At 72.7% G+C, this 25000-nt stretch carries 25 protein-coding genes and 2 pseudogenes; 10 read left to right on the top strand and 17 right to left on the bottom strand.

Features of this window, described 5'->3' with window-relative positions; all coding sequences use genetic code 11:
* Positions 1-24 precede the first annotated feature (24 nt).
* Positions 25-1104, top strand: a complete 1080-nt coding sequence (locus ABZ386_RS36550; RefSeq protein ID WP_358967891.1) for an adenosine deaminase — start codon at positions 25-27, stop codon at positions 1102-1104.
* On the opposite strand, the gene ABZ386_RS36545 is transcribed toward ABZ386_RS36550, so the two are convergent.
* Positions 1086-1601: a DinB family protein gene (locus ABZ386_RS36545; protein ID WP_351348021.1), complete on the bottom strand. Its 516-nt coding sequence runs from the start codon at positions 1599-1601 to the stop codon at positions 1086-1088. The genes ABZ386_RS36550 and ABZ386_RS36545 overlap by 19 nt on opposite strands.
* Before the next feature lie 68 nt (positions 1602-1669).
* The gene (locus ABZ386_RS36540; protein ID WP_356528119.1) at positions 1670-2554 is read right to left on the bottom strand and encodes a LysR substrate-binding domain-containing protein; all 885 of its coding nucleotides are present in this window, start codon (positions 2552-2554) and stop codon (positions 1670-1672) included.
* A gap of 114 nt (positions 2555-2668) precedes the next feature.
* Between ABZ386_RS36540 and mgrA the strand changes: the two genes are divergently transcribed.
* Complete coding sequence (gene mgrA / locus ABZ386_RS36535) at positions 2669-3661, top strand: L-glyceraldehyde 3-phosphate reductase (protein ID WP_356506069.1); 993 nt, start codon at positions 2669-2671, stop codon at positions 3659-3661.
* A 231-nt stretch (positions 3662-3892) separates the two neighbouring features.
* Here the strand turns inward: mgrA and ABZ386_RS36530 are convergent, their stop codons facing one another.
* Positions 3893-4180, bottom strand: a complete 288-nt coding sequence (locus ABZ386_RS36530; RefSeq protein WP_358967889.1) for a DUF1905 domain-containing protein — start codon at positions 4178-4180, stop codon at positions 3893-3895.
* 74 nt (positions 4181-4254) lie between these two features.
* A complete protein-coding gene (locus ABZ386_RS36525; RefSeq protein WP_351348014.1) occupies positions 4255-4638 on the bottom strand; it encodes a nuclear transport factor 2 family protein in 384 nt (127 codons plus the stop codon).
* A gap of 336 nt (positions 4639-4974) precedes the next feature.
* Between ABZ386_RS36525 and ABZ386_RS36520 the strand changes: the two genes are divergently transcribed.
* The 4 genes and pseudogenes from ABZ386_RS36520 to ABZ386_RS36505 all read left to right on the top strand — a co-directional run bounded on the left by ABZ386_RS36520 (position 4975) and on the right by ABZ386_RS36505 (position 9749).
* Positions 4975-5385 (top strand): hypothetical protein, encoded by a 411-nt coding sequence (locus tag ABZ386_RS36520; RefSeq protein WP_351348012.1) that lies wholly within the window; start codon positions 4975-4977, stop codon positions 5383-5385.
* Between the two features lie 57 nt (positions 5386-5442).
* A complete protein-coding gene (locus ABZ386_RS36515; RefSeq protein WP_358967886.1) occupies positions 5443-7773 on the top strand; it encodes an FHA domain-containing protein in 2331 nt (776 codons plus the stop codon).
* 9 nt (positions 7774-7782) lie between these two features.
* Positions 7783-8325, top strand: a pseudogene (locus tag ABZ386_RS36510) (hypothetical protein); the annotation flags it as partial.
* Between the two features lie 428 nt (positions 8326-8753).
* A complete protein-coding gene (locus ABZ386_RS36505; RefSeq protein WP_351348006.1) occupies positions 8754-9749 on the top strand; it encodes a serine/threonine-protein kinase in 996 nt (331 codons plus the stop codon).
* A 10-nt stretch (positions 9750-9759) separates the two neighbouring features.
* On the opposite strand, the gene ABZ386_RS36500 is transcribed toward ABZ386_RS36505, so the two are convergent.
* Complete coding sequence (locus ABZ386_RS36500) at positions 9760-11058, bottom strand: streptophobe family protein (RefSeq protein WP_351348004.1); 1299 nt, start codon at positions 11056-11058, stop codon at positions 9760-9762.
* Between the two features lie 178 nt (positions 11059-11236).
* Between ABZ386_RS36500 and ABZ386_RS36495 the strand changes: the two genes are divergently transcribed.
* Positions 11237-12376: a DUF6777 domain-containing protein gene (locus tag ABZ386_RS36495; RefSeq protein ID WP_351348002.1), complete on the top strand. Its 1140-nt coding sequence runs from the start codon at positions 11237-11239 to the stop codon at positions 12374-12376.
* Between the two features lie 17 nt (positions 12377-12393).
* Here the strand turns inward: ABZ386_RS36495 and ABZ386_RS36490 are convergent, their stop codons facing one another.
* Genes ABZ386_RS36490 through ABZ386_RS36480 form a run of 3 tightly spaced genes read right to left on the bottom strand, consistent with a single transcriptional unit; the run spans position 12394 to position 13537 of the window.
* A complete protein-coding gene (locus ABZ386_RS36490; RefSeq protein ID WP_351348000.1) occupies positions 12394-12810 on the bottom strand; it encodes a PRC-barrel domain-containing protein in 417 nt (138 codons plus the stop codon).
* Positions 12807-13400: a PRC-barrel domain-containing protein gene (locus tag ABZ386_RS36485; protein ID WP_358967883.1), complete on the bottom strand. Its 594-nt coding sequence runs from the start codon at positions 13398-13400 to the stop codon at positions 12807-12809. Before ABZ386_RS36485 ends, ABZ386_RS36490 begins: the two co-directional genes overlap by 4 nt.
* Positions 13397-13537, bottom strand: a complete 141-nt coding sequence (locus ABZ386_RS36480) for a hypothetical protein (protein WP_232840372.1) — start codon at positions 13535-13537, stop codon at positions 13397-13399. Before ABZ386_RS36480 ends, ABZ386_RS36485 begins: the two co-directional genes overlap by 4 nt.
* A gap of 185 nt (positions 13538-13722) precedes the next feature.
* Here ABZ386_RS36480 and ABZ386_RS36475 point away from each other — a divergent pair, with 185 nt between their 5' ends.
* Positions 13723-14187 carry an ATP-binding protein gene (locus ABZ386_RS36475; RefSeq protein WP_114250108.1) on the top strand — a complete coding sequence of 155 codons (465 nt, stop codon included), beginning with the start codon at positions 13723-13725 and terminating at the stop codon, positions 14185-14187.
* Positions 14188-14395: 208 nt separating this feature from the next.
* Here ABZ386_RS36475 and ABZ386_RS36470 read toward each other — a convergent pair whose 3' ends face one another.
* The gene (locus tag ABZ386_RS36470) at positions 14396-15280 is read right to left on the bottom strand and encodes an RNA polymerase sigma factor SigF (protein ID WP_351347995.1); all 885 of its coding nucleotides are present in this window, start codon (positions 15278-15280) and stop codon (positions 14396-14398) included.
* 251 nt (positions 15281-15531) lie between these two features.
* On the opposite strand from ABZ386_RS36470, the gene ABZ386_RS36465 reads away from it, so the two are divergent.
* Entirely contained in the window at positions 15532-15960 is a 429-nt protein-coding gene (locus ABZ386_RS36465) for a helix-turn-helix transcriptional regulator (RefSeq protein ID WP_351347993.1), read from the top strand.
* A 64-nt stretch (positions 15961-16024) separates the two neighbouring features.
* Here ABZ386_RS36465 and ABZ386_RS36460 read toward each other — a convergent pair whose 3' ends face one another.
* The 3 genes and pseudogenes from ABZ386_RS36460 to ABZ386_RS36450 all read right to left on the bottom strand — a co-directional run.
* Positions 16025-16627 (bottom strand): ATP-dependent Clp protease proteolytic subunit, encoded by a 603-nt coding sequence (locus ABZ386_RS36460; protein ID WP_358967880.1) that lies wholly within the window; start codon positions 16625-16627, stop codon positions 16025-16027.
* Positions 16627-17268 carry an ATP-dependent Clp protease proteolytic subunit gene (locus tag ABZ386_RS36455; RefSeq protein ID WP_358967951.1) on the bottom strand — a complete coding sequence of 214 codons (642 nt, stop codon included), beginning with the start codon at positions 17266-17268 and terminating at the stop codon, positions 16627-16629. Before ABZ386_RS36455 ends, ABZ386_RS36460 begins: the two co-directional genes overlap by 1 nt.
* Positions 17269-17409: 141 nt before the next feature.
* Positions 17410-18373: pseudogene (locus ABZ386_RS36450) on the bottom strand (epoxide hydrolase); the annotation flags it as partial.
* A 103-nt stretch (positions 18374-18476) separates the two neighbouring features.
* Between ABZ386_RS36450 and ABZ386_RS36445 the strand changes: the two are divergent.
* Positions 18477-18956 (top strand): VOC family protein, encoded by a 480-nt coding sequence (locus ABZ386_RS36445; RefSeq protein WP_358967878.1) that lies wholly within the window; start codon positions 18477-18479, stop codon positions 18954-18956.
* A 203-nt stretch (positions 18957-19159) separates the two neighbouring features.
* Here ABZ386_RS36445 and ABZ386_RS36440 read toward each other — a convergent pair whose 3' ends face one another.
* From ABZ386_RS36440 to ABZ386_RS36420, 5 genes are all read right to left on the bottom strand, one after another.
* Positions 19160-20035, bottom strand: coding sequence for an aminoglycoside phosphotransferase family protein (locus ABZ386_RS36440; RefSeq protein ID WP_358967875.1), 876 nt, complete (start codon positions 20033-20035; stop codon positions 19160-19162).
* A 33-nt stretch (positions 20036-20068) separates the two neighbouring features.
* A complete protein-coding gene (locus ABZ386_RS36435) occupies positions 20069-20968 on the bottom strand; it encodes an SGNH/GDSL hydrolase family protein (protein WP_358967872.1) in 900 nt (299 codons plus the stop codon).
* Between the two features lie 87 nt (positions 20969-21055).
* The gene (locus ABZ386_RS36430) at positions 21056-21940 is read right to left on the bottom strand and encodes a geranyl diphosphate 2-C-methyltransferase (RefSeq protein WP_355718895.1); all 885 of its coding nucleotides are present in this window, start codon (positions 21938-21940) and stop codon (positions 21056-21058) included.
* A gap of 44 nt (positions 21941-21984) precedes the next feature.
* Positions 21985-23046 carry a family 2 encapsulin nanocompartment cargo protein terpene cyclase gene (locus ABZ386_RS36425; RefSeq protein WP_351347981.1) on the bottom strand — a complete coding sequence of 354 codons (1062 nt, stop codon included), beginning with the start codon at positions 23044-23046 and terminating at the stop codon, positions 21985-21987.
* A gap of 458 nt (positions 23047-23504) precedes the next feature.
* Complete coding sequence (locus tag ABZ386_RS36420) at positions 23505-24956, bottom strand: family 2B encapsulin nanocompartment shell protein (RefSeq protein ID WP_351347979.1); 1452 nt, start codon at positions 24954-24956, stop codon at positions 23505-23507.
* Between the last annotated feature and the right edge of the window lie 44 nt (positions 24957-25000).

Raw genomic sequence — 25000 nt, 5'->3', positions numbered from 1 at the left:
ACCCCGCTCAAGGAAAGACCCGTCATGACTGCTACGCGCGTAGACACCGAAGTGATCCGTCGCCTCCCCAAGGCCGTGCTCCACGACCACCTCGACGGCGGCCTGCGCCCCGCCACCGTCGTGGAACTCGCGGCCGCGGTCGGCCACACCCTGCCCACCACCGACCCCGACGAGCTCGCCGCCTGGTACTACGAGGCCGCCAACTCCGGCGACCTGGTGCGCTACATCGCCACCTTCGAGCACACCCTGGCCGTCATGCAGACCCGCGAGGGCCTGCTGCGGACCGCCGAGGAGTACGTGCTCGACCTCGCGGCGGACGGTGTCGTCTACGGCGAGGTGCGCTACGCCCCCGAGCTGAACACCAAGGGCGGGCTGACCATGGCCGAGGTCGTGGAGACCGTCCAGGAGGGCTTGGCGGCGGGCATGGCCAAGGCCGCTGCCGCGGGCACGCCGGTGCGGGTCGGCACCCTGCTGTGCGGGATGCGGATGTTCGACCGGGTGCGCGAGGCCGCCGACCTGGCCGTGGCCTTCCGGGACGCGGGTGTCGTCGGCTTCGACATCGCCGGCGCCGAGGACGGCTTCCCGCCCGCCGACCACCTCGCGGCCTTCGAGCACCTGCGCCGCGAGAACGTGCCGTTCACCATCCACGCGGGCGAGGCCCACGGCCTGCCCAGCATCCACCAGGCGCTCCAGGTCTGCGGCGCCCAGCGCATCGGGCACGGCGTGCGCATCACCGACGACATCCCCGACCTCGCGGCGGGCAAGCTCGGCCGGCTCGCGGGCTGGGTGCGCGACCGGCGCATCGCCCTCGAGATGTGCCCGACGTCCAACCTCCAGACGGGCGCCGCGACCTCCATCGCCGAGCACCCGATCACCGCGCTGAAGGACCTCGGCTTCCGCGTCACCCTCAACACCGACAACCGGCTGGTCTCGGGCACGACGATGACCCGCGAGATGGCGCTGCTGGTGGAGGAGGCGGGCTGGACCGTGGAGGACCTGCGCACCGTCACCGTGAACGCCCTGAAGAGCGCGTTCCTGCCGTTCGACGAGCGGAACGCGCTCATCCGGAACGTCGTCCTGCCCGGCTACGCGGCCGCGCTCTGAATCAGCCCCTTGACGTAGGCGGCCTGTCCGACGTGCTGGAGATCGTCGGACAGGACGCTGACCAGCCGTACGCCCAGGCTGACCGGCGGGTCCCAGCGCTCGTCGACGATGCGCTCCAGGTCCTTGGCGGCCAGACCGCGCAGGGCGTTAAGGCTCTGCGCGTGCACGGCGTCGTAGTAGCCGGTCAGCAGGTCGCCGGAGTCGACCCTGACCTTGGCGACCTTGGCGGGGCTGTGGCCGTAGCCCGTGTCGTGGCGGGGCAGGCCCAGGCCGAAGCGTTTCTCCCAGTCCTGGGTCAGCCACACCTGGTCCAGGCCGAACGCGTCGGCGATGTGGTCGTCCTGGACGCGGGTGAGGTGCCAGATCAGCCAGGCGATGGAGTTGGTGTCGGGGGAGGGGCGGGCGGCCAGTTCGTCGGGCCCGAGCCCCTCGACGGTGGCGTGGACTTCTTCCTGGATGCGGTTGTAGCCGTCGATGAGGATGTCCTTCGCATGCATGGCTCCACCATCGCGCATCGGCGCGCCGCGTGCGCCCCCGATCAGGCAGGCACCGCGTGCGCCCCCGTTCACGCGCCGGTGGTCTCCAGCAGCTCCATCAGCGCGCGGGCCGCCGGGCTGGTGGCCTGCCGGGGCGGCAGCAGCGCCACCGTCTCGTAAACCGCCTCGCCGGTGCCCTTCACGGGCAGCGCGGTCAGGGAGGCGCGCTTGTGCGCGAAGTGCCGCGGCACGACGGCGACGCCGAGGTTCTCGCCGACCAGGTCGAGCAGCGTGTGCACGTCGTTCACCTCCAGGGCCACGGTCCGCCGTACGCCCGCGGCGGCGAACACCGCGTCGGTGGTGCGGCGCGGACCCCAGTCCGGGTGGAAGTCGACGAACACCTCCCCGCCCAGCTCCTCCGGCGTCACGGCCGCGCCCGCGGCGGCGAGCCGGTGACTGGCGTGGCACAGCAGCGTCATCGGCTCGCTGGTCAGCGGCACCGACCGCAGTTGGTCGCTGTCCTCCTGGGTCCGCACGGCGAACGCCAGGTCGAGCCGCCCGGCCGCGACCTCCTCCGCCAGCGCGCCCGACCCGGCCTGCCGCAGGCAGATCTCCACATCCGGGTGGCGGTGCCGGAAGGCGGCGAGCAGCCCCGCCACGTGCACCCCGGCGATGCACTGCTCGCTGCCGAGCGCGAGCATCCCCCGCAGCACGCCCTGCACCGCCGCCACGGCCTCGTGGGCCGCCCGCACCTGCGCCAGGATCCGCTCCGCCTCGCCGAGCAGCGCCCGCCCGGCCGGGGTGAGCGTCACCCGGCGGGTCGTGCGCACGAACAGCGGCGTCTGCAGCTCGCGCTCCAGCGCCCGGATCGACGCCGACAGGCCCGACTGGGACACCAGGAGGCGTTCGGCCGCCCGGGTGAAGTGCTGGTCCTCGGCGACCGCGACGAAATGCTGCAAGTGGCGCAGTTCCATGACTGAGAAGCGTAGCCGCTGAATTCCATCGGATTCTTCTGTTGGACGCATGGGCGCAGGTCACGCCAGAGTGGACACCGGTTTCCTCTCCGACCGAACCCCTCTGGAGTCGCGTTGTACACCGCACACCCCGACCGCTACGCGGACATGCCCTACCGGCGCACCGGACGCAGCGGCCTGAAGCTCCCCGCGCTCTCGCTCGGCCTGTGGCACAACTTCGGCCCGGACCGGCCCGTCGAGACCCAGCGCGCCATCCTGCGCCGCGCCTTCGACCTCGGCGTCACCCACTTCGACCTCGCCAACAACTACGGCCCGCCGCCCGGCGCCGCCGAGTCCGCCTTCGGCGAGTTCCTGAAGGCCGACTTCGCGCCATACCGCGACGAGCTGGTCATCTCCACCAAGGCCGGCTACCTGATGTGGCCCGGCCCGTACGGCGAGTGGGGCTCGCGCAAGTACCTGCTGTCCTCGCTGGACCAGAGCCTGAGCCGGATGGGCCTGGACTACGTCGACATCTTCTACTCGCACCGCCCCGACCCGGACACTCCGCTGGAGGAGACGATGGGCGCCCTGCACTCGGCGGTGCAGCAGGGCAAGGCGCTGTACGTCGGTGTCTCCAACTACTCCGCGGAGCAGACCCGCGAGGCCGCCCGCATCCTGGCCGAGCTGGGCACCCCGCTCCTCATCCACCAGCCGCGCTACTCGATGCTGGACCGCCGCCCCGAGGACGAGGGCCTCCTGGACGCCCTCGACGAGCTCCAGGTCGGCTCCATCGTCTTCTCCCCGCTGGAGCAGGGCCTGCTCTCCGCCCGCTACCTCGACGGCATCCCCGAGGGCTCCCGGGCCGCGAGCGACAGCCCGTTCCTGAAGTCCGACGCCGTCACCGAGGAGCTGGTGGGCCGGCTGCGCGACCTGAACGACATCGCGAAGGGGCGCGGCCAGACACTGGCCCAGATGGCGCTGGCCTGGGTGCTGCGCGGCGGCCGGGTCACCTCGGCGCTGGTCGGCGCGAGCAGCCCGCAGCAGGTGGAGGACAGCGTCGGCGCGATCGCCAACCTGGACTTCGACGCGGACGAGCTGGCCCGCATCGACGCCATCGTCCGTCAGTAGCCGTGGTCACGTGCCCGGGGGAGCGCGCCCCCGGGCACGCGGGCTAGGGGGTGTCCGCAAAGTCCCGCCTGCCCCGCGATGCCTGGCACGCTCCCATCCAGTACGTGGGCCAGGCCTCGGCACGCCGAGAGCAGGCTCCCCCGAGCTCTCGGCTTCGCTCGAGCAGGGGTGACCCCCATGACGCCGCAGGGCCCGCCCTCCGGGCGAACGGCGCGACTTTGCGGACACCCCCTAGGAACCGATCCGTTCCTCCAGGCGCACGGTCACCGTGTCGCCCTCCGCCTTGCCGATGGCCTTGCGGACCTCGGCCTTCACGGGCAGCTTGTGCGTGCCGTCGCCGAGGGCCATGAACGAGCTGCGGAACGGATGCCCGTCGATCGTCCCGCGGACCTTGACCAGGCCGCGGGTGCCGAAGAACGCGACGGACTCGGGCCAGACCAGATAGGTCCAGCCGCCCTCGGCGGGGCTCTTGTGCAGGACGGCCGTGAACTCGGCGTCCAGTTCTCCGGTCGGGGCCATGGCTTCCTCCGGTGCTCGGCGGTCTCTCACACGGCAGACCGCCGGGCACCGGAAAACTCATCGCGGACCCCGGCTCACGCCCCGGCCGGCACCCGGTCCAGGAACCCCAGCACGGCCCTGATCCGGCCCTGCTCGTCCAGCGTGATCACATCCGACCCGGCGACGGGCGCCGAGCCGTCGGCCTCGCTCACCAGCTCCCACGAGAAACGCGCGGTGTCGTGGTGCCCGTCGACCGCGCCGGCGAGCCGGAAGACGAACCCCGGGAACTGCTCCCGGGCCGCCGCGATCACCGCGGCGATCTGCTCATGGCCGCTGACGTCGGCCAGCGGGTCGGTGTAACCGCCGTCCGGGGTCCAGGCGGCGGCGACCGCCTTCTCCCGCGCCACCGGGTCCTCGGCGTTCCAGGCCTCGAAGTAGCGGGCGACGGCGTCCTCGTGGCGACGGTCGGGTGCGGACATGGGCGATCAGCCTCCAGAAAGGTCATACCTGCTGGTCGGAGCCCGGATCACCGCTCGCGGCGAACCCGGCACGGACCACCCTGCCCGGGCCCGCCGCAACCGTCGATTACCTCCCGGGTCATGCTCCTCGGAGACCGCCGCAGCGTTTCGGCCAACTCGGGGCGTGAATATGCCAGGAGAGTGGCCGGAAAGTCGTGGTGACAGTGTTTCAGTAGTGAACATACTGACCTGCGAGAGCGCTTTCACGTCCAGCGACGGCGCCCTCACGCACAGCACGCGAGCCGCGGGAGCAGGAGGCCGGGCCGGCAGACGGGCAGGGCGACGGGGGAGGGTCACGTGCACGACGAGTTTCTGTGCCACGTCACGGCGTACGGAGTCTGCGACGGCCGCCGCATCGGAGTGCCCCTCGGCACCTACCGCGCCCCCACCCTCGCCCTCGCCCTGTGGTGGCTGCGCGACCGCGCCTCCTGGATCGCCCAGCGCCTCGACCCCCAGCCGGATGCCGAGCACTTACCGCCGGGCGCGCTCGTGCCGGTCGCCGACACCGTGCCCGACGTGCCCGCGCTGCTGCGCGCCTGGTGCGGCGACCCCGCCCAGCAGGAGCGGGTCGCCGAGGAACTGGCGGCCGGCCGGCTGGTGCGCATCGCCACCAGCGACGACACCACCGAGTACGAACTGCTCGCCGAGTCCGTGGACGCCCTGCGGATGCAGCGCACGGCTCCCGCCCTCGGCATCCCCGTGGCCTGACCGGCCCTCACACCCGCACGGAGGCGCACACCAGGGCAAATCGGTAGAATCTTGGCCATGGCGCAGCCGTCGGTAGCACCAGAACTCGTCCTGGAGACCGAGACGGGCTCCACCGTGATGATCCCGGGCCGCGACTACCACGTAGGACGCGACCCGAGGAGCGACATCGTCCTCGACGACGACCGGGTCTCCTGGCACCACGCGGTACTGAAGCCCGAGGACGGCCACTGGATCATCGAGGACGAGAACAGCACCAACGGCACCTACGCGGACGGCCGGCGCATCCACGAGTGGGACGTCGGACCCGGCAGTGTCATCCGCTTCGGCAACCCCTCCGACGGGCCCCGCGTGGTCCTCCTGGGCCGCCCCGCACCCGCCCCGGAACGCCCCTCCGCCGTCTCCATGCCGGCCCTGACCGGCACCTACCGGCAGCCCACGACCGTGCGGCCGCTGCCCACCCGCACCGTCCGCATCGGCCGCGCCGGCGACAACGACCTGGTCATCGACGACCTCGTGGTCTCCCGCCGGCACGCCGAACTGCGCGCCCTGCCCGACGGCACGTACGAGATCACCGACCTCGGCAGCCACAACGGCACGTACCTCAACGGCCGGCCCGTCACCACCGCCCCGGTCGCCCAGGGCGACATCGTCGGCATCGGCCACTCGGCGTTCTGCCTCGTCGGCGACGAACTCCAGGAGTACGTCGACACCGGCGAGGTCTCCCTCGACGTGCAGGACCTCGCTGTAGCCGTCGACCGCGGCCGGAAGACCCTGCTCGACCACGTGTCGTTCCCGGTGGGGGAGAAGTGCCTGCTCGCCGTCGTCGGCCCGAGCGGCGCCGGGAAGTCCACGCTCCTCAACGCCCTCACCGGCCAGCGCCCCGCCGACCACGGCACCGTCCTCTACGACGGCCGCGACCTGTACCGCGACTACGCCGAGCTGCGCCAGCGCATCGGACTCGTCCCGCAGGACGACATCCTGCACGCCCAGCTGACCGTCAGAAAGGCCCTCTCCTACGCCGCCGAACTGCGCTTCCCACAGGACACCGCCAAGGCCGAGCGGCGCGCCCGGGTCGACGAGGTCATCCGCGAACTCGGCCTGGAACAGCGCGCGAACCAGCCCGTGCACAGCCTCTCCGGCGGCCAGCGCAAGCGCGTCAGCGTGGCCCTGGAACTGCTGACCAAGCCGTCGCTGCTCTTCCTCGACGAACCGACCTCCGGACTCGACCCCGGCATGGACCGCTCGGTGATGCACATGCTGCGCGGCCTCGCCGACGACGGCCGGACCGTCATCGTCGTCACCCACAGCGTGCTCAGCCTGGACGTGTGCGACCGGCTCCTCGTGCTCGCGCCCGGCGGGAAGATCGCCTACTACGGGCCGCCCGAGGACGCCCTGGCGTTCTTCGGGTTCGAGCAGTGGCCGGAGGCCTTCGAGGCCTTCGACCGGGACACGGACCGGGACTGGGCCGAGGAGTACCGCGCCTCGCCCTTCCACGGCCGGTACGTCGCCGACGCCTCCGCGCAGCCCCAGCTGCCCCGGTCCGAACCCGTCGTCATCACGGCGCCGCCCCGGCCGCGCAGCCGGGCCGCCCAGCTCGGCACGCTGGTGGGCCGGTACGCCTCCGCGCTGAGCGCCGACCGCACCTTCCTGATCATCATGATCGCGTTGCCGTTCGTGATGGGCGTGATGGCGCGGGCCCTGGCGGCCGGCAAGCTGACCTTCGACACGGCGATGAACACGCTGCTCATCCTCTGCGTCGGCGCGGTGCTCACCGGCGCCGCCAACGCCGTGCGCGAGCTCGTCAAGGAACGCGTGATCTACCAGCGGGAACGGGCGGTGGGCCTGTCCAGATCCGCGTACCTGATGTCCAAGGTCGTCGTCCTCGGCGTCATCACCGTGCTCCAGGCGGTGGTGCTGACGCTGGTCGCCCTGCTCGGCGTGGACCTCAACGCACCGGGCGGTGAAGGCGTGCTGATGCCGCCCCTGGTGGAGATCACCGTCGCCGTCGCCCTGCTGGCGTTCACGGCGATGATGCTCGGGCTGCTCGTCTCCGCGCTGGTGCGCAAGGAAGAGGTGACGATGCCGCTGCTCGTGCTCATCGCCATCGTCCAGGTCGTCTTCTGCGGGGCCCTGCTGAAGCTGGACGGCGTGCCCGGGCTGGAGCAGCTGGGCTGGCTGGTGCCGGCCCGCTGGGCGCTGGCGGCGATGGCCGGCACCGTCGGGCTGGCCAGGATCGTGCCGGACGACCTGACCAAGGACCCCCTCTTCGAGCACTCGGCGGGCACCTGGCTGCTCGACGTCGGGATGCTGCTCGTGCTGTCGGCGCTCTTCGGCTTCCTCGTGTCCCGGCTGCTGCGCCGGCACGAACCGGCCGTGATGCGGAAGTAGGGAGCCGCCATGACGACTCCCGGCTTCCGGCCCACCCACGTCGTGCCCCAGCACGGGATGCCCGCCTGGGAGGCGCCCGACCCGGCCCGGCCCACCGTCGACCTGGACCCGCTGCTGCCGGTGCAGCTGCTGGAGCGCCAGGGCGACTGGGGGCACGTGCTGTGCTTCAACGGCTGGTCGGCCTGGGTCGACGGCCGCCGCCTGGTCGCCGTGCCGCAGGACCCGCCCGCCGCGGACGGGCCGCTCACCCGCGCCGCGGATCCGCGTCCGCTGCTGAGCCGGGCGCAGGAAGCCCTGGCGCGCTACCGGTCGGCGGTCGAGGACCTCGCGGGCGGCCTGGACCGGGAGTCCTTCCGCGCCCGCACCCGCGGGGTGCGGATCGGCGTGGTCGTCGACGGCGAGTCCGTGTGGCTCTACGACGCCGCGCACGGGCACTGGGTGTACGCCGACGGCACCCGCCTGACCACGTACGCGACGGACGAGACGCCCCGCGCCGACCGGGAGCCGTCCCGCCCGGCCGAGGCGCCCGCCCATCCACCGACGCGGGTGGTACCCGAGGAACCACCTCGCTCGCAGCCGGCGCCGGCGCCTGCACCCGAGCAGGGCGCACCCCCCGGGCCGACCCGGGTCGCGCCGCCCGAGGCGCCCCAGGCTCCCGAGCCGACCCGGGTGGTCTCGCCGGAGGCGCCGGAACGGGCACAGGCCACGCCACCCGAGGCTCCTGAGCCGACGAGGGTCGTGTCTCCGGAGGCCCCTGAGCCGACCCGGGCCGTGTCTCCGGAGGCTCCCGAGCCGACGCGGGTCGTGTCTCCGGAGGCTCCCGAGCCGACCCGTATCGTCTCTGCCGAACCTCCCCGACCTCCCGAATCCGCCGGGCCTCCCGAACCCACACGGCTCGTGACGCCGGAGGACGTGGACGAGGCGGACCGGCCGGGGGAGGCGGCGCCCACCCGGGTCGTGTCGCCCGAGGGTGAAGTCCGTTGAGCCGCGAGACGAGCGTGTTCTCGGGGCGGCCCTCCGAGCTGATCGGGCAGCAGATCGCCGGGTACCGGATCGAGCAGGAGATCGGGCGCGGCGGCATGGCCGTCGTCTACCGGGCCCGCGACCTGCGTCTGGAACGCACCGTCGCCCTCAAGCTGCTCGCCCCGGAACTCGCCCGCAACGACACCTTCCGGCGCCGCTTCACCCACGAGTCCCGCGCCGCCGCCGCGATCGACCATCCCCACATCGTGCCGGTGTTCGAGGCGGGCGAGACGGACGGCGTCCTCTACATCGCCATGCGCTACGTCGCCGGCAGCGACCTGCGGCACGTCCTCGACCGGGAGGGCCCGCTGCCGCCCGCCACCGCCGTGCGCGTCGCCGCCCAGGTCGCCTCCGCGCTCGACGCCGCCCACGAGCACGGCCTGGTGCACCGGGACGTCAAGCCCGGCAACATCCTGGTCTCCCGCGGCACCGACAGCGACCACCCCGAGCACGTCTACCTCACCGACTTCGGCCTCACGAAGAAGTCGCTGTCGCTGACCGGCTTCACCACGGTCGGCCAGTTCGTCGGCACGCTCGACTACGTCGCCCCCGAGCAGATCTCCGGCAAGCCGGTCGACGCCCGCTGCGACGTGTACGGCTTCGCCTGCGTCGTCTACGAGACCCTGGCCGGGCACCCGCCCTTCCGCCGGGACGACGACATGGCCCTGCTGTGGGCCCACCAGTACGACGACCCGCCGCCGCTGACCGAGGCCCGGCCCGGCATCCCCGTCCAGGCCGACCCCGTCTTCGCCAAGGCCCTCGCCAAGAGCCCCGACGACCGTTACCCGTCCTGCCTCGACTTCGTGGCCGCCCTGCGCGCCGCGACGACCGGGGGCGTGGCCGGGACTGCCCCGGCACCCCCTCGGGGGGACCGGCAGCGGCCGGTCGCGGGGGACGAACGGCCCAAGCCGCCCCCGCGCTGGGCCGAACCGGTCTTCCTGCCGCGACCGTAGCGGGCCGTCGTCAGCTCTCCCGGACCCCGCGCACCTCACCCCGTCGTCGCACGCGCCGGGCCGCCAGCGCGCCGGCGAAGCCGGTCACCAGCCCCCACGGGACGGCCAGCCCCACCGCACCCCACAGCCGGGGCCGGAGGAACAGCTCGCCCGCGAGACCGCCGCCCAGGTCGCCGATGCCGAGGACGGACAGGCCGTAGTGCGCCGAGACGCGCGCCATGAGGCAGATCATGAACACCGTGAGCACCAGCGCGACGGCCATGCGCACGGCGTGCTCCCAGGCCCGGACCCGGGCCGGGGACCGGGCCGCCATCACGAACGCCGCGGCCGCCAGCAGCACGGCGGCGACGACCAGCAGCCACCACACCCGGCCGTCGTGCTCCGCAAGCGTCCGCAGGTTCAGCTCCGAGATGTCCGGGGTGCGCAGCACCTCGTCCAGCACGTGCGGCATGGGCAGCCCGAACGGCCCCTCCACCCTGCCGTTCCAGGTGGCGCCGAGACCGATCGTCAGCGCCAGCCACACCAGGTTGGGCATGCCCAGAAGGATCACGGCGAACGTCTCCGCCGCGTGCCCCCGCGTCGCCGCGACGACGAGCGCGACGACCACACCGATGGCGACGCAGGCGAGCAGCAGCGCCACCATCGCGTACGCGGCCGGCCGTACCGAGGCCTGGAACCGCAGCAGCGCGCCCGGCAGCGGCGCCCCGCGCGACACCAGCAGCGCCAGCACCAGCACACCGGCCAGCCACACCACGCCGACGAACACGGACAGCGGAACGTCGGTGGTGAAGCCGACCTTCGGCGAGGCGCCGAACAGGTCACCGAGTTCGCCCAGCGCGTCGTTCCCGAGGGAGAGGTCGAAGGTGTGCCGGGCGGCGAGCGTCAAGCCGATCAGCGCGAGCAGCCACAGCGCCGCGACCCGGGCGGCCCACCCGGCCAGCTCCCGGGCACCGGCGACCGCGCGGTGCCGCAGCGGCCGCAGGAAGCCCCAGGCGATCACCAGCGCCCCGGTGAGCGTGACCGACAACGGGATCACCGTCAGGCCCGCCTGCGTGTCGGCGAGGTCGCCGGCGCTCCCGGAGAGCTCCACGGCGCCGCCCACTGCGGTGACCACGGTCGCCGCGACGACCGGGGCGAACGCGCCGTCCGGCAGATCGGCGGCTCCGGCCGCCCACAGGCCGAGCGCGGCCACCACTCCCATGGCGAGCAGCCCGCCGAGCACCGTGACGAGGGCCTGCGCCCAGCCGTGACGGGCGACGGCCCGCTCGTCTGCGGTACGTACCTGGCCGGAGGGGGTGCGCGAACTCACGCTGCCACGCTAAGCAGCACCCGCGCCGCCCGCCCGCCGGGAGGTCCGTCCGCGTCGGCTTGCGGGGCGTACCGGACCGGAGCACACAATGAACTCGTAGCGGAAAAAGCGGCCTGTACCGGGATCAATGCCTCGGCTGTGCGAAGGCCGCAGAGAACCCACGTGGGAAGAAGAGCTCGTGAGCGTCGAACCGCCGTCGTCCGGCCGCCCCACAGGACCTCCCTCGGGCCCGCTGTCCGGCCCGTCCCAGCCGCCGCCGGGGGGCGGCCCGCCCCCCGAGCCGCCGAGCGGGGGCGGCGAGCCGCCGGAACCCCGCCGCCCATGGTGGGGATCCGTCCCGCGCGTCGCGCTGATCGCCACCGCCGTGGTGGCCGCCGTCATCCTGGCCGTGGTGTTCACCCGCCCCGACGGCGGTGGCACCGGCGCGTCCGACGGCGGCACCAGGACCTCCGAGGGCGAGGTCTTCCTCCAGCCCGCGGCGGACACCGGCCCGGACCCGTTCACCGAGTCCACGGCGAAGGAGAGCTCCGCCGCGCCGGTCTCGCCCTCGCCCACCGAACTGGCCCCGCAGAACGCCGTCCAAGGCGTGCAGGGCGGCGCGCCCGGCCTGTACGGCGGCACCCGCAACGTCTCCAGCTGCGACGTGGAGAAGCAGATCACGTACTTCAAGGGCGCCCCGGACAAGCAGCGGGCGTTCGCCTCCGTCGCCCGCGTGGACCCGCCCGACGTCCCCGCCTACCTGCGTTCGCTCACCCCGGTGCAGCTGCGCATGGACACCCGTGTCACCAACCACGGCTACAAGGACGGCGCCGCCACCAGTTACCAGGCCGTCCTCCAGGCCGGCACGGCCGTCCTCGTCGACGATCGCGGCGTGCCCCGGGTGCGCTGCGCGTGCGGCAACCCGCTGACCCCGCCGGTCGCCCAGCAGACCGCGCCGAAGGCCTCCGGTGACGCGTGGCCGTCGTACAAGTCGTCGAACGTCGTCGTGGTCACGCCCGCGGCGGAGCCGGTCGACGTCTTCGTCATGTGCGAGCGTGACGGCGAGTGGTTCGAGCGCCACAAGGGTGACACGGGCACGAAGGACCGCAAGACCGAGAAGCCGGACAAGCCCTCCCCGTCGGTGAGCGTGACCACGCCGACGTCACCGACCGACACGACCTCGTCGGAGCCGCCCACGAGCGAACCGCCGACCTCGGAGCCGGAGTCGGAGACGTCGTCCGAGCCGCCGACGAGCGAGCCGCCGACGTCCGAGCCCCAGCCGCCGCCCCCGGGGAGCGACACCGGCAACGGCACGACGGACCAGGCGCCGGCCTCCTGACTCGACCGGCACCTGACTCACCCGGCACGGACCACCAGGGCGTAGTCGCCGAGCCCGAGCAGACGATCGGCCGGCACCTCGCCCCGGGCGCCGACGACCGCCTCGACGCGGCCCGTCTCCGGCTCGAACGCGACGTCCTGGACGGTGCCGAGTTCGTCACCGGTCTCGGCGAGGATCCGCAGGCCCGCCAGCTCGTGGTGCGGCGGCACCTCGGCGGGGGCGGCGGTCGAGCGCACCAGGACGGCGTCCGGGCCGATGGCGTGCAGGGCGCCCCAGGCCAGCACCGTCTCCTTGCGGGAGTGCCGGCCCCGCACTCGGACGTGGGTGACCACACCGGAGGCGGCGTCGACCGTCAGCGACCTCACGACGCCGATCTCCTCCGCCTCCGTCAGCGTCAGTACCGGCAGGCCCCGCGCCTGCGAGAACAGCATCATGACGGCGTCCCCTTGCGCTCCTCGCGCTCCTCGCGGAAGGCTCCGACCCGGGCGACGAAGGCCGTCAGGTCGTCGGCGACGTAACGGGTGGCGTCCGCGGGGATGACCAGCGCCCGCCCCGACACGGCGAGGGTCTCCCCGCGCGGCACGTACACCCGGTGCCGACGGCGCCGGGAACCCTGTACGAGCGCCTTGCCCGCGGCGATCCGGAAGCCCACGACCCGGCCGCTGGTGCCGCCCTCGATGATGACGTCGAGCACCGTGCCGACCTCCGCGCCCTCGTCCGTCAGCACCTTCGCGTGCAGCACTCGGCCCTGCTGGGCCTCCCGACGCGCCACCACGACGGACGTCTCCTGCAGGGCGAGGGCGTCACGGATCATCACGGCGTCATGGCCCAGCGAGTGCACCGCCGCCCAGGGCAGGCTCTGCTTCAGCGGCCCGGACAGCAGGCCGCGGCCGCTGAGCGTGAAGCCGGTGACGCGCCCCGCCGCGGCGTCGAAGACGGTGTCCTTGATCTGCGCGACGGCGTCCCCGCCCAGGGTGACCACCGGCAGAGTCGTCAGGCTCCGCGCGGCCATCAGCTCGTTCATCGCACGCCCTTCCCGCCGGGCCTGCGCCGTACCGCGATGACCGTCCCCGACCGCCGGCCGGCCTGCACGGCGAGCGTCACCACGGCGACCGCGACGAGCGCCGCGACCACCACGACCAGCCATATCCACCAGGCCACCGCACACCTCCGGCGATCCGCCCGGCCGCCCTCGACCGGTCCTGGTTCCTTCCGGGTGCCCCGCGGACGGGGGACAATGCCCAGGGCACGGGACGGACGGACACTGTCAGGACTGCACCGCGCGGCTCGGGGTACGAGCACTGGTGCAGAGCGTCCGGCCAGTCCGGCTTCCCAGAGAGAAACGAATGATCGACCACCTGGACGGGGCAGTGATACCGACTGGTTTCGACGTGCCCGTGGAACCGCTGCGGCGGGCGGCACACTATTCGGGCGAGCAGGGATGCATCGCCGAGGCGCGGTCCTTCGCCGCGCTCTTCCTCGACCAGCTCAGGACGGAGTGGTGCGCGCGCATCGACGACCGTGTCGACGGCGCCGTGCTGCTGGTGGTGAGCGAGCTGGTCACCAACGCCGACCGGCACAGCAACGGGCCGTACATCCTGGAGCTCGTGGGCACGGACACCTCGGTGACGGTGTCGGTCTACGACAGCAGCTCCGCCCTGCCCCGCATCTTCCCGCGCAACCCCGAGCGCGTCGGCCGGCACGGCCTGGAGATCGTCCACGCGCTCGCCGAACAGGTCAGCGTGGAACGGGTGCCGGTGGGCAAGCGCGTACGCGCCGTGGTGCCTCTCGCCGACGAAGCCGGTGGGTGAGCCCCTGCGGGTGTCCTAGGTGTTCTAGGTGTTCCGGCTGTTCCCGTGTTCCGGCTGTTCCCGGTGTTTCGGGTGCTCCGGGTCTCCGGCGGGACGCTCTGTGAGCTGTCGCCCCGCGGGCGGAGCCGGTCGGCCGGACGCGGACGCCGTCGCGGGTGCCGTCCCCCTCCCGCATGGGGGGCGGCACCCGCGACGGCGTCCGGCTGCGTCAGGCGCAGCCCAGTTCGCCCAGCATGCCCTCGCGCAGCCGGGTGATGATCCGCTTGATCAGGCGGGAGACGTGCATCTGGGAGCAGCCGAGCCGCTCGCCGATCTCCGCCTGGGTGGCCTCCTCCACGAACCGCATGTGGATGATCTGCCGGTCCCGCTCGCTGAGTTCCGCCATGAGCGGGGCGAGCGAGTGGAAGTCCTCGACGAGCCGCAGCCCGTCCTCCTCCACCCCGATGAAGTCGGCCAGGACGGCCTCGCCGCTCTCCGGTCCGTCACCGGTGAGCGCGGCGTCCAGCGATGAGGAGTTGTACCCGTTCGCGGCGATCTGCCCCTCGATGACCTGGCTCTCGGAGATGTTCATCAGCGTGGCCAGCTCGGCGACCGTCGGCTCGCGGTCCAGCCGGCTCGCGAGTTCCTCACGGGCCTTGGCCAGCTCCACGCGCAGCTCCTGCAGCCGCCGCGGCACGTGCACCGCCCACGTCGTGTCCCGGAAGAACCGCTTGATCTCGCCGACGATGTACGGCAGCGCGAACGAGGTGAACTCGACCTCGCGGGACAACTCGAACCGGTCGATGGCCTTGATCAGGCCGATCATGCCGGTCTGGACGATGTCCTCCATGTCGTCGCCGCGGCCCCGGAACCGGCCGGCCGCGAACCGTACGAGCGACATGTTCATCTCGATCAGCGTGTTGCGCGCGTACTGGTACTCGTGCGTGCCCTCTTCGAGTTCCGTCAGGCGCTGGAAGAACTGGCGGGACAGCTCCCTCGCGTCCCGCGGGGCCACGGACCGCGGGTCCACGACCGGCAGTGCTCCGTCACCCGTGCTGGCCTCGGCGTTCTCCTCGACGACCTGTGCCTTCGACCGGATCACGGCGGTCTCCATTACCTCTCCCCGAACGTCATGGCGGACATCTGCCTAGGTCCTTCCGAGTTGCGGGTACCCGGTCAGGCGCCACACATGCCCGCGAAGGGCCGACCGGTGCAAAACCGGCTGTAGGGCCTCCGCCGCCGGGGACACCGGGGCCAGAACCCGGCACCCCCAACCTCCCTGCCAGGGACGGACGTTGGGGCGATTCCACCCAGGGCGGAACGCCGGGCCCTTCCCCCGGCGAGCAGGACTCCTAGGCTGGAACAGTGAGCAACCACGTGCCGAACGAAGCCCGCGTCATCCCTCTGCGTCCGCACGGCGCGCGCCCCCAGGCGGCCCGCCCCACCGCCGCTCCGCCGCGCCAGGGACCGCCCGCCCCCGCCCCGAAGGAGCCCCTGTGGCGCGACCTGGTGGGTGACGTCCTGCGTCGTGAACGCCTCGCGCAGGAGCGCACCCTGAAGGACGTCGCCGACGAGGCGCGGATCTCCATGCCCTACCTGTCGGAGGTGGAGCGCGGCCGCAAGGAGGCCTCCTCGGAGGTCCTCGCGGCCGCCGCCCACGCCCTCGGACTGGGCCTGGGGGACCTGCTGTCGAGGGCGCAGGGCGAACTGACCCGCGTCACGTCCCGGTACGCGGGCGGCAGTCACCGCGGGGCGTCCACGTCGTCGTACGACGGGATGTGCCTGGCCGCCTGACCCCGGCCGGCCCCCGGGCCCGGCGGCATCCGGGCCCCGGGGTATCCGGGTCGTGCCCGGTGCCTCAGGCCCTCACGGGGCGCCGGCCGAGCACCTCGTCGGCCAGCCCGTAGGCCACCGCCTCCCGCGCGGTGAACACCTTGTCGCGGTCCATGTCGGCCCGCAGGCTCGCCACGTCGTGGTGCGTGTGCCGCGCCAGCACCTCCTCCACCTGGGAGCGGATCCGCACCATCTCCTTGGCCTGGAGCGCCAGATCGGACACCATGCCGCGCTGCCCTCCGGTGGCGGGCTGACCGAGGAGCACGCGCGCGTGCTCCAGCACGAACCGCCGCCCGGGATCCCCGCCGGCCAGCAGCACGGCCGCCGTCGAGGCCGCCTGCCCGACGCAGACCGTCGAGATCGGCGCCTGCACGAACGTCATCGTGTCGTAGATCGCCATGAGCGAAGTGAACGAGCCGCCCGGGGAGTTGATGTAGACCGCGATCTCGCTCTCCGGGGACGACGACTCCAGATGGAGGAGCTGCGCGATGACGACGTTGGCGACGCCGTCGTCGATCTCGGTGCCGAGGAAGATGATACGCTCCGACAGCAGCCGGCTGAACACGTCGTAGGACCGCTCGCCCTGCGGGGTGCGCTCGACGACGTTCGGAATCGTGTACGTACCCATCACTGCAGTCCCATCCGCCGCCGGGAGGCGGCCGGGCGGACGTCCTCGAGGGACTCCACGACCCGGTCCACCATGCCGTACTCCCTGGCCTCCTCGGCCGTGAACCAGCGGTCCCGGTCGCCGTCCCGGGAGATCGTCTCCGGGCTCTGGCCGGTGTGCTCGGCGGTGATCCGCTCGATGGTCCGCTTGGTGAACTCCAGGTTCTCCGCCTGGATCTCGATGTCGGCGGTGGTGCCGCCGATGCCCGCCGACGGCTGGTGCATCATGATCCGCGCGTTCGGCAGGGCGTAGCGCTTGCCGTGCGCGCCGACGCTCAGCAGGAACTGGCCCATGCTGGCCGCGAATCCCATGGCCAGGGTCGAGACGTCGTTGGGGATGAGCCGCATCGTGTCGTAGATCGCCAGGCCCGCGTGGACCGCCCCGCCGGGGCTGTTGATGTACAGGCTGATGTCGGTGCGCGGGTCCTCCGCGGACAGGATGAGCAGCTGGGCGCAGACCCGGTTCGCGGAGACCTCGTCGACCTGCGTGCCCAGCAGCACGATGCGCTGCGCGAGCAGTTGCGCGGCCAGATGGTCGTCGAACCGGGTCGGAGGGGTGTCGCCCTCCTCCGCCCGCGGGGCGAGTGTCGACAGTGGAGTCATCGGTTCTCCTCGTGGTGGCGGAAGTGCCGTGGACGTGCCGTCGACTCCACTGTCGACCTCGCACGACGCTCGGACGACGTTTCTCTGCCCTGGGCAGATCCGCCACCGGCAGAGCGCCGGGCTCAGCCCTTCTCGCGCAGAGTCGAACTCCGTCCAGCGCACGAGGTTCTCGGCGCGCTCCGCCCTGTGCCGCGGCTCGGCCGGCCGGGCGGCACGGCCCGTGGCGTGCGCCCGCTCGTAGGAGATCCGGCCGGACGAACCCGCCGTCCCGGTCAGCCAGTACAGCATCACGTCGGTCAGCAGCCGGTCCCGGTCGACGGCCTCCTCCGGCAGCTCGTCCGAGTCCGTCCACTCCCGGAACTTCTCGACGATCCAGGCGAGTTGCCGACCGGCGAGTCGCTGAGCGCGTACGCCAGGGTCTGCGGCCGGGTCGACTGGAGCACGGCGTACCCCGTGCCCTCACGGGAGTAGTCGCGCCAGCGGTGCCAGGAGGCGAGGGTGCGCTCCCGGTCCTCAGGGCCGAGCGCGTCCAGTTCCTCCTGGGACGGCTCCGTGGCCGCGTGGGCGCCCGGCAGCAGATAGGTGCACGCCGATCACTCGGTCGGGATGGGCCCGGCCGAGCTCCCGGGTGATCGCCGCGCCCCAGTCGCCGCCCTGCGCCCCGAACCGCTCGTGGCCGAGCCGCCGCATCAGCTCGGCCCACGCGTCTGCGATCCGGCCCGCCTCCCAGCCGCTGTCCGGCGTCGCCCGGACAGCCCGAACCCGGGGACGCTCGGCACCACCACGTGGAACGCGTCGGCCGGATCGCCCCCGTGGGCGGCCGGATCGGCCAGCGGCCCGACGACGTCCAGGAACTCGACGATCGAGCCGGGCCAGCCGTGGGTGATCATCAGCGGGGTGGCATGCGGCTCAGGAGAGCGGACATGGGCGGCGGCCCGCCAGTCGTAGTCGTGCCGCCAGTACCGGACCAGCTCGCGCAGATACCCCGCCGATACGCCGTAGGCCCACCCGAGCCGGGCAGCCGGTCCGGCCAGCGGGTGTGGTCGAGCCGGTCGTGGAGGTCGTCGAGGTCGCGTTGCGGGATGCCGGGGCGGGAGGGGCGGATACCGCTGCCGGGCGCGGCCGAACAATTTCCCCACCGAGCGATGAGTTCCGGGCCGTCGGCCGGTCGACACAGGTGACAGCGATCCGCGCCCCGGGAGGAACTCATGGCGACCGACGGTTTCACCACCTGCCTCTGGTTCGACGGCCAGGCCGAAGAGGCGGCCCACCACTACGTCTCGATCTTCAAGAACTCCAGCATCGGCAAGATCGCCCGCTACCCCGAGGGAGCGCTCCAGCCCGCCGGCAGCGTGATGACCGTCGAGTTCACGGCCAACGGCCACAAGTTCCTCGGGCTCAACGGCGGACCGCAGTTCAGGTTCACGGAGGCGGTCTCCTTCATGATCTTCTGCGCGGACCAGGAGGAGATCGACTACTACTGGACCAGGCTCACCGACGGCGGCGAGCCCGGCCCGTGCGGCTGGCTCAAGGACAAGTACGGCGTGTCCTGGCAGGTCGTCCCGGAGCGGCTCGACGAGATGGTCACCGACCCGGATCCGGCGAAGGCGGCCCGGGTGACCGAGGCGTTCATGGCGATGGGCAAGTTCGACATCGCGGCCTTGGAGAAGGCCTACGCGGGCGAGTGACCACCGGCGCCCGCGGGGGCAGGGACCCGTGCCCGGGGGGGGCACGGACTCGTGCCGTGGGGGCACGGACTCGTGCCGTGGGCGCAGGGACCCGCGCCGTGGGGGGGCAGGAGCCCGTGCCTGTGGGGCAGGGACGCGTGCCGTGGGGCAGGAGCCCGTGCCCGTGGGCCTGAGTCCCTGCCAGTGTGGCGGGCCCCCGGTCCCTACGCCGCCTCGGCCAGGATCTCTCCGATCGTGTGCCGGGAGTTCTCCGCGACCGGCGGGTTCGTGTCCCAGTAGTACGGCAGCGCGATGACCGCGATCGACAGGGCCCAGCCCCGGCCCCGCGCCCACTCGGCCTCGTCGGCGCCCACGGCCTCGCGGAAGGCGCCGCGGACCTCGGCGGGCAGCAGGCACCAGGCGCTGATCAGGTCGACGGCCGGGTCGCCCACGCCCACCGTCCCGTAGTCGATCACGGCGCTCAGCCGTCCGCCCGCGACCAGGAGGTTCCCGGCCATCAGGTCGCCGTGCGCCCACACCGGCGGCCCGGCGTGGGCGGGGGTCCGCAGGGCCTCCTCCCACACGGCCGCCACCGCCGCGGTGTCGACCCGGCCCGCCAGCTGCGCGAGCGCGTCCCGCACGAAGGGGTCCCGCGCCGCCAGCGGCACTCCCCGGTACCCGAGAGGGCCCTCCGAGGCGTCCTTGCGACGCAGGGCCCTGACGTACGCCGCCAGGTCCTCGGCGAGCAGGCCGGGCTCCTCGAGGGCCCCGGGTATAGGGTTGCGGCCCTCCAGCCAGCCGTACACCGACCACGGCCACGGGAAGTCCTCGCCGGGATCGCCCTGCCCGAGGGGTTCGGGCGAGGCGGCGGGCAGCCCGGGCGCCAGCCGGGGCAGCCAGCGCAGTTCGTGCGAGATGGCCTCGACGGCCCGGGGATGCCGGGGGAGCCGCACGACCTTGTCCGCGCCGAGGCGGAACAGGGCGTTCTCCGAGCCGGACGACTCCACGCGGCGCAGCGGCAGTCCCGCCCACCGCGGGAACCGGTCCGCGATCAGCCGGGCGACGAGCGAGACGTCGATGGCGACTTCGTCCTCATGCATTCTCAGCGCGCACATGGCGCCCCATTCGAGCGGTCAACCCACCGAATGTCGAATGGTTTTGACGATCTCCCGGGCGATCCGCAGGATCCCCGGGGAGCGGACCGGGCAGGGCTTCGGCCTGGACGTCGTGGGCGCCAGGCAGAAGTGCAGGTAGTCGTCGTCGCGGTGCAGGGCCGTACGGTCCCGGGACGGCTGGGTGCAGTAGTCCCGGTGGGCGCGCTCGTGGGCCGTGCACGGCAGGTACCGCGTCCAGGTGTAGCGGCCGCCGGCCGGGCTCACCGCCTTCCCGGCGTCCGACACCAGGCCCCCTGAGGCGGCGGCCTGCTTCTCGTAGAGCGCGTTGACGCGCCGGACCCGGTCGGGGGTGATCGGGTCCGGGCCCTGGGACACCCAGACGATCCTGGGGCGGCCGTCGTCCCCGGCCGCGGAGATCTGCTCGGCGAGCCGGCGCGCGTCGGCGGCGTACCGGGTGAAGTACCGGGCGGGGGACTCGGCGTAGGTGATGCCGTCCATGCACGGCGTGTAGCCCCAGGAGTTCCCCCAGAACTGCAGCACCACGAAGTCGGGCCGCAGTCTGCGCACCAGGGCGGCGGCCTTGTCGGCGGCCGGTACGAGGGACCGGTCGGCGGTGCCCTCCAGGTAGTCGCAGAGCGTGGTGCCGGAGTACGGGGCACTGGTGTACTCCGCCTTGAGGTCCCGGCGTAACTCCTGGCCGAGGACCTTCTGCGCCTCCATCGCCAGCGAGTCGCCGAGGTACAGCACCTTGGGCGCCTTCCTCGGTACCGGGTCGGGGGAGACGGGAGCGCGCTGGTGGGTCGTGGCCGACGTACGCGGTGCGGCCGGCGGCGGCTCCTCGGGCGCGGACGCCGGATCCCCGCATCCCCCGAGCAGCATCCCGGCCAGCAGCACCCCCACGACCCACGGCTTGCGCATACGGCAACTCCCACCCCGGCCACCGAAACGGCCCTCAGGCAAGCACACCCGGGCGCCGGGGGGAAGACGTACGCCGGACGCGATGGGTCACACGCGGTCGGCGGCGATCAGCAGGTACTGGAAACTGCCGTTCCGGTAGGCGCTGAGGAACGTGTCCTCGATGCCCGTGACCAGGTGCTCGGCCTGCCGGCGCAATTCCCAGTACGGGATGGTCGCGGCCGTCAGATCCTGCACGTGGACGGGGACCAGCCGGTTGCGGGCCATGGCCCGGAAGTATGCCGACCTCGGGTGGATGTCGCAGATGTAGTGGGCGTTGATCAGGGAGACCTCGCGCGAGGCCCGCCCGTAGGTGTCGTTGTAGCAGCCGGTGATCACCACGTAGCGCCCGCCGCGGCGCAGCAGCCGGGCGTGTTCGGCGAACAGCAGGTCCAGCTCCACGTACATGGTCGACTCGTTGTTCCACGAGGCCGCGAACGCACCCGTCGGGAAGCCGGTGTCGAGCATGTTCCGGCAGTGGTAGCGGACCTTGCCGTCGATGCCCCGGCGCCGGGCCTGCTCGCTCGCGAAGTCGGCCTGCTTGGCGGAGAGGGTCACCCCGTCGGCCCGGCAGCCGTACCTCAGGTGTGCCACCACGCTGCCGCCGCCGCGTCCGCAGCCGGCGTCGAAGACGCGGTCGGCGGGGGAGAGGGGGCCGAGGTGGCCGGCGAGCAGTTCGGCCTGGGCGTGTTCGAGGCGGTGGAGTTCGGCGGTGATCCGCTCGCGGCGCCGGGCCGGGTCGGTCTCGTCGAGGACGGACCGGTCGGCGTCTCCGACGCCGTAGTGGTGGTGGTACAGGTCGTCGATCTTCCCGAGTTCCAGGTTGACCGGGTTCTCCTCCGCGTTCCAGTACTCGGCCACCCGGTTCTGGTACGTCGAGTCGGCGGCGGTCCGGGTCGGCAGCGGTGCTGTCGCGGCGTCTGCGGTGGTGGTCACGGACGGCTCCTCGTGCTTCTGGCGTGCTGTCAGGGGAGTGCGCTCTACCAGTAGTCGGGCAGGTGGTAGCGGTGGGTGTTGGTGGCGTGCCACTCGTGGTTGCCGGACACCCAGGCCGCCAGGCCCCGGGCGTAGCGCTCGACGAGCGGCGAGGAGGCGGACAGCGCCGCGGACTCCTCCTCGAAGGCGTCCATGATCTGGTTGTGGATCTCGACGGCCTTGAGATAGGCGGCCTTCAGCCCGCACCGCTCCTCGGCGGCGATGACCAGCGGCAGGTTGAGGTGGTCGGGGTCGCCCGCCAGCTCCTTGGTGAAGGAGTACAGGTCGTTGACGATGGTGGTGGCGTTGCACGCCAGTGCCGTGATCCGCTGGATCTCCGGGCGGGCGTAGACCGCCTCGGGCAGCTCGTAGCCGTCCACGGCGTCCACGATCGACAGACACGGGCGGAAGTTGTTGAACTGCCGCATCACCAGGTACTCCCAGACGCGCGGCACGTACCGCGTCTCCGCCCAGGCGGCCTCGGCGACGTACCCCAGGTGCAGCCGGGCGATGTCGTGCACGAACCGGCCGGTCTGGCTGGGTGTGGCGAAAGCGGCGTAGTCCTTGAGCGCGCAGTGGTACGAGCGCAGCGGCCCGTCGGCCGTCAGGCCCCGGCGCCACTCCGCCTCCCGGTCGGGCGGTCCGTGGTAGGGGTCGAGGGCCGACTGGGCGATGATCAGCCGCCCGCCGAGTCCGCGGGAGGACCCGCCCCGGTCCTCGTCCTCGGAGCAGTAGCAGCTGTCGACGAGGTTCTCGGCCAGCAGCAGCTCGCCGGCGACGGTGAGGCGGTCCAGGTCGGCGGCGCCCGGATGCTGCAGGACCACGGCCCGGCCGAACTGGAACCCCGCGAAGTCCCCCGTCCAGGCCGGCGGGAACAGCTTCAGCCCGTGCGCCCAGGCCTCCAGCCTGCGGTCGATCTCCCTGACCTTCTCGGGGTCGGGTGGCACGGCGGGCCGGTACCGCAGCCCGGGGATCGGGCCGCCGGGGCGCGCCCGGCCGGCACGGGCGAGACGCGGGGGGCCGGGCGGGACGGGCCGGGAAACGGAGGCCGGGGCGTCGGAGGTCACCGAGGCAGGGGCGTCGGAGGTCACCGAGGCCGGGGCACCGGCGAAGGGCAGGGCCGGAGGGCCGGGGATCGGTGGGCCTGAGGTCGGTGGGCCTGGGGTCGGTGGGCCTGGGATCGGTGGGCGGGGGACCGGTGAACCTGAGGTCGGTGGGCCTGGGATCGGTGGGCGGGGGACCGGTGAACCTGGGATCGGTGGGCCGGGAATCGGTAGGCGGGGGATCGAGGGGCCGAGATTCGTCGGGCGGGGGATCGTCGGGCCGGAAACCGGCGGGCCTGGGATCGGTGGGCCGGAAACCGGCGGGCCTGGGATCGTCGGGCCGGAAACCGGCGGACCGGGGATCCCTGGGCCGGACACCGGCAGGCCGATCGGTGGGCGTGGTGACGCGGATGGACCGCCGAGGGGTGAGGTCGGTCCGCCGGGCGTCGGGGGAGCGTTCACGTCGTACTCCACTTCGCCCGTCAGCCGGCCGTCCGGCCGATCTGGACGTTCTCCAGGATGCCCGCGGCGTCGGGCACCAGGATGGCCAGCGAGTAGTAGGCGGTGACCAGGTAGCGGATGATCGCGGTGTCGTCGACGCCCATGAACCGCACGTTCAGGCCCGGCTGATACTCCTCCGGGATACCGGTCTGGAACAGTCCGACGACCCCCTGGTCGGCCTCTCCGGTCCGCAGCGCGATGATGCTGCTGGTGTGCTGGTCGCTGACCGGGATCTTGCCGCACGGGAAGAGCGGGACACCCCGCCAGGCGGGCACCTCGTGGCCCTCGACGTTCACGGTGCCCGGCACCAGCCCCCGCTTGTTGCACTGCCGGAAGAACGCCGCGATGGCCTTCGGGTGGGCGAGGAACAGCCGCGTCTTGCGGCGCATCGACAGCAGCTCGTCCAGGTCGTCCGGGGTCGGCGGGCCCGAGAAGGTGCTGATGCGCTGGCTGTAGTCGGTGTTGTGCAGCAGCCCGAACTCGCGGTTGTTGACCAGCTCCCACTCCTGGCGCTCGCGGATCTCCTCGATGGTCAGCCGGAGCTGCTGCTCGGTCTGGTCCATCGGGTCGTTGTAGAGGTCGGCGACCCGGGTGTGGACGCGCAGCACGGTCTGCGTGAGCGACAACTCGTACTCGCGCGGGGCGAGTTCGTAGTCGACGAACCCGCCGGGCAGGACCGGCTCGCCCACGTGCCCGGCCTGCACCGGCACATCCGCCTCGCCCTTGCGGTTCACGGGCTTGCTCTGCCGCTCGGCGTAGGCCTCCAGATGGGCCGCGAGGGAGGGCACCCGGTCGGTGTACTCCAGCAGGGTGTCCCAGGACAGCACCAGCACCACACCCGCGGTCTCCGCGCGCACGGAGGTCAGCCAGAGCGGATCGGCCCGTCCCACGGCCTCGTCACCGAGTCCCTCGCCGTCCGTGACGACGCCGATGACCTCCTCCTCGCCGTACTTGCCGGTGGCGTACCGGGTGAACCGGCCGTGCACGATCAGATAGGCCTCCGTGACGGGCTGGCCGGCCTCGAACAGCACCTCGCCGACGCGCACCTCGCGGACCTCGAACCGGGCGGCGATCTCCTTCAGCGCCTCGGTGTCGGCGTAGCCGCGCAGCACGGGCAGTTCGGTCAGCGTCTCGGGGATGACCCTGATGTCATCGGCCCCGTTCTGCTCGAACTGCACCCGGCCCCGGCCCAGCCGCAGGGTCAGCCGCCGGTTGACCCGGTAGGCACCGCCCCTGACGTCGACCCACGGCAGCATCTTCAGCAGCCATCGTGAGGTGATGGCCTGCATCTGCGGAACGGACTTGGTGGTCGTGGCGAGCCGGCGGGCCGCCTCCGTGCTGAGACTGGTGAGCTGCGCCTCCGTGGGCGCTGCGGCGGGCCGGGGGGCCGGGTCGTCGGTGGCGGGTCCGGTGGTGCTCTCGGGTGCGGACACATTCCCTCCCTGGGGTGGAACGGGCGGAGTGGGACGCCCCCGGA

It is taken from the genome of Streptomyces sp. NPDC006140 (genome assembly GCF_040628815.1).
In the GTDB taxonomy this organism is placed as follows: domain Bacteria; phylum Actinomycetota; class Actinomycetes; order Streptomycetales; family Streptomycetaceae; genus Streptomyces.
This window is presented reverse-complemented; position numbering and strand designations above follow the sequence as displayed.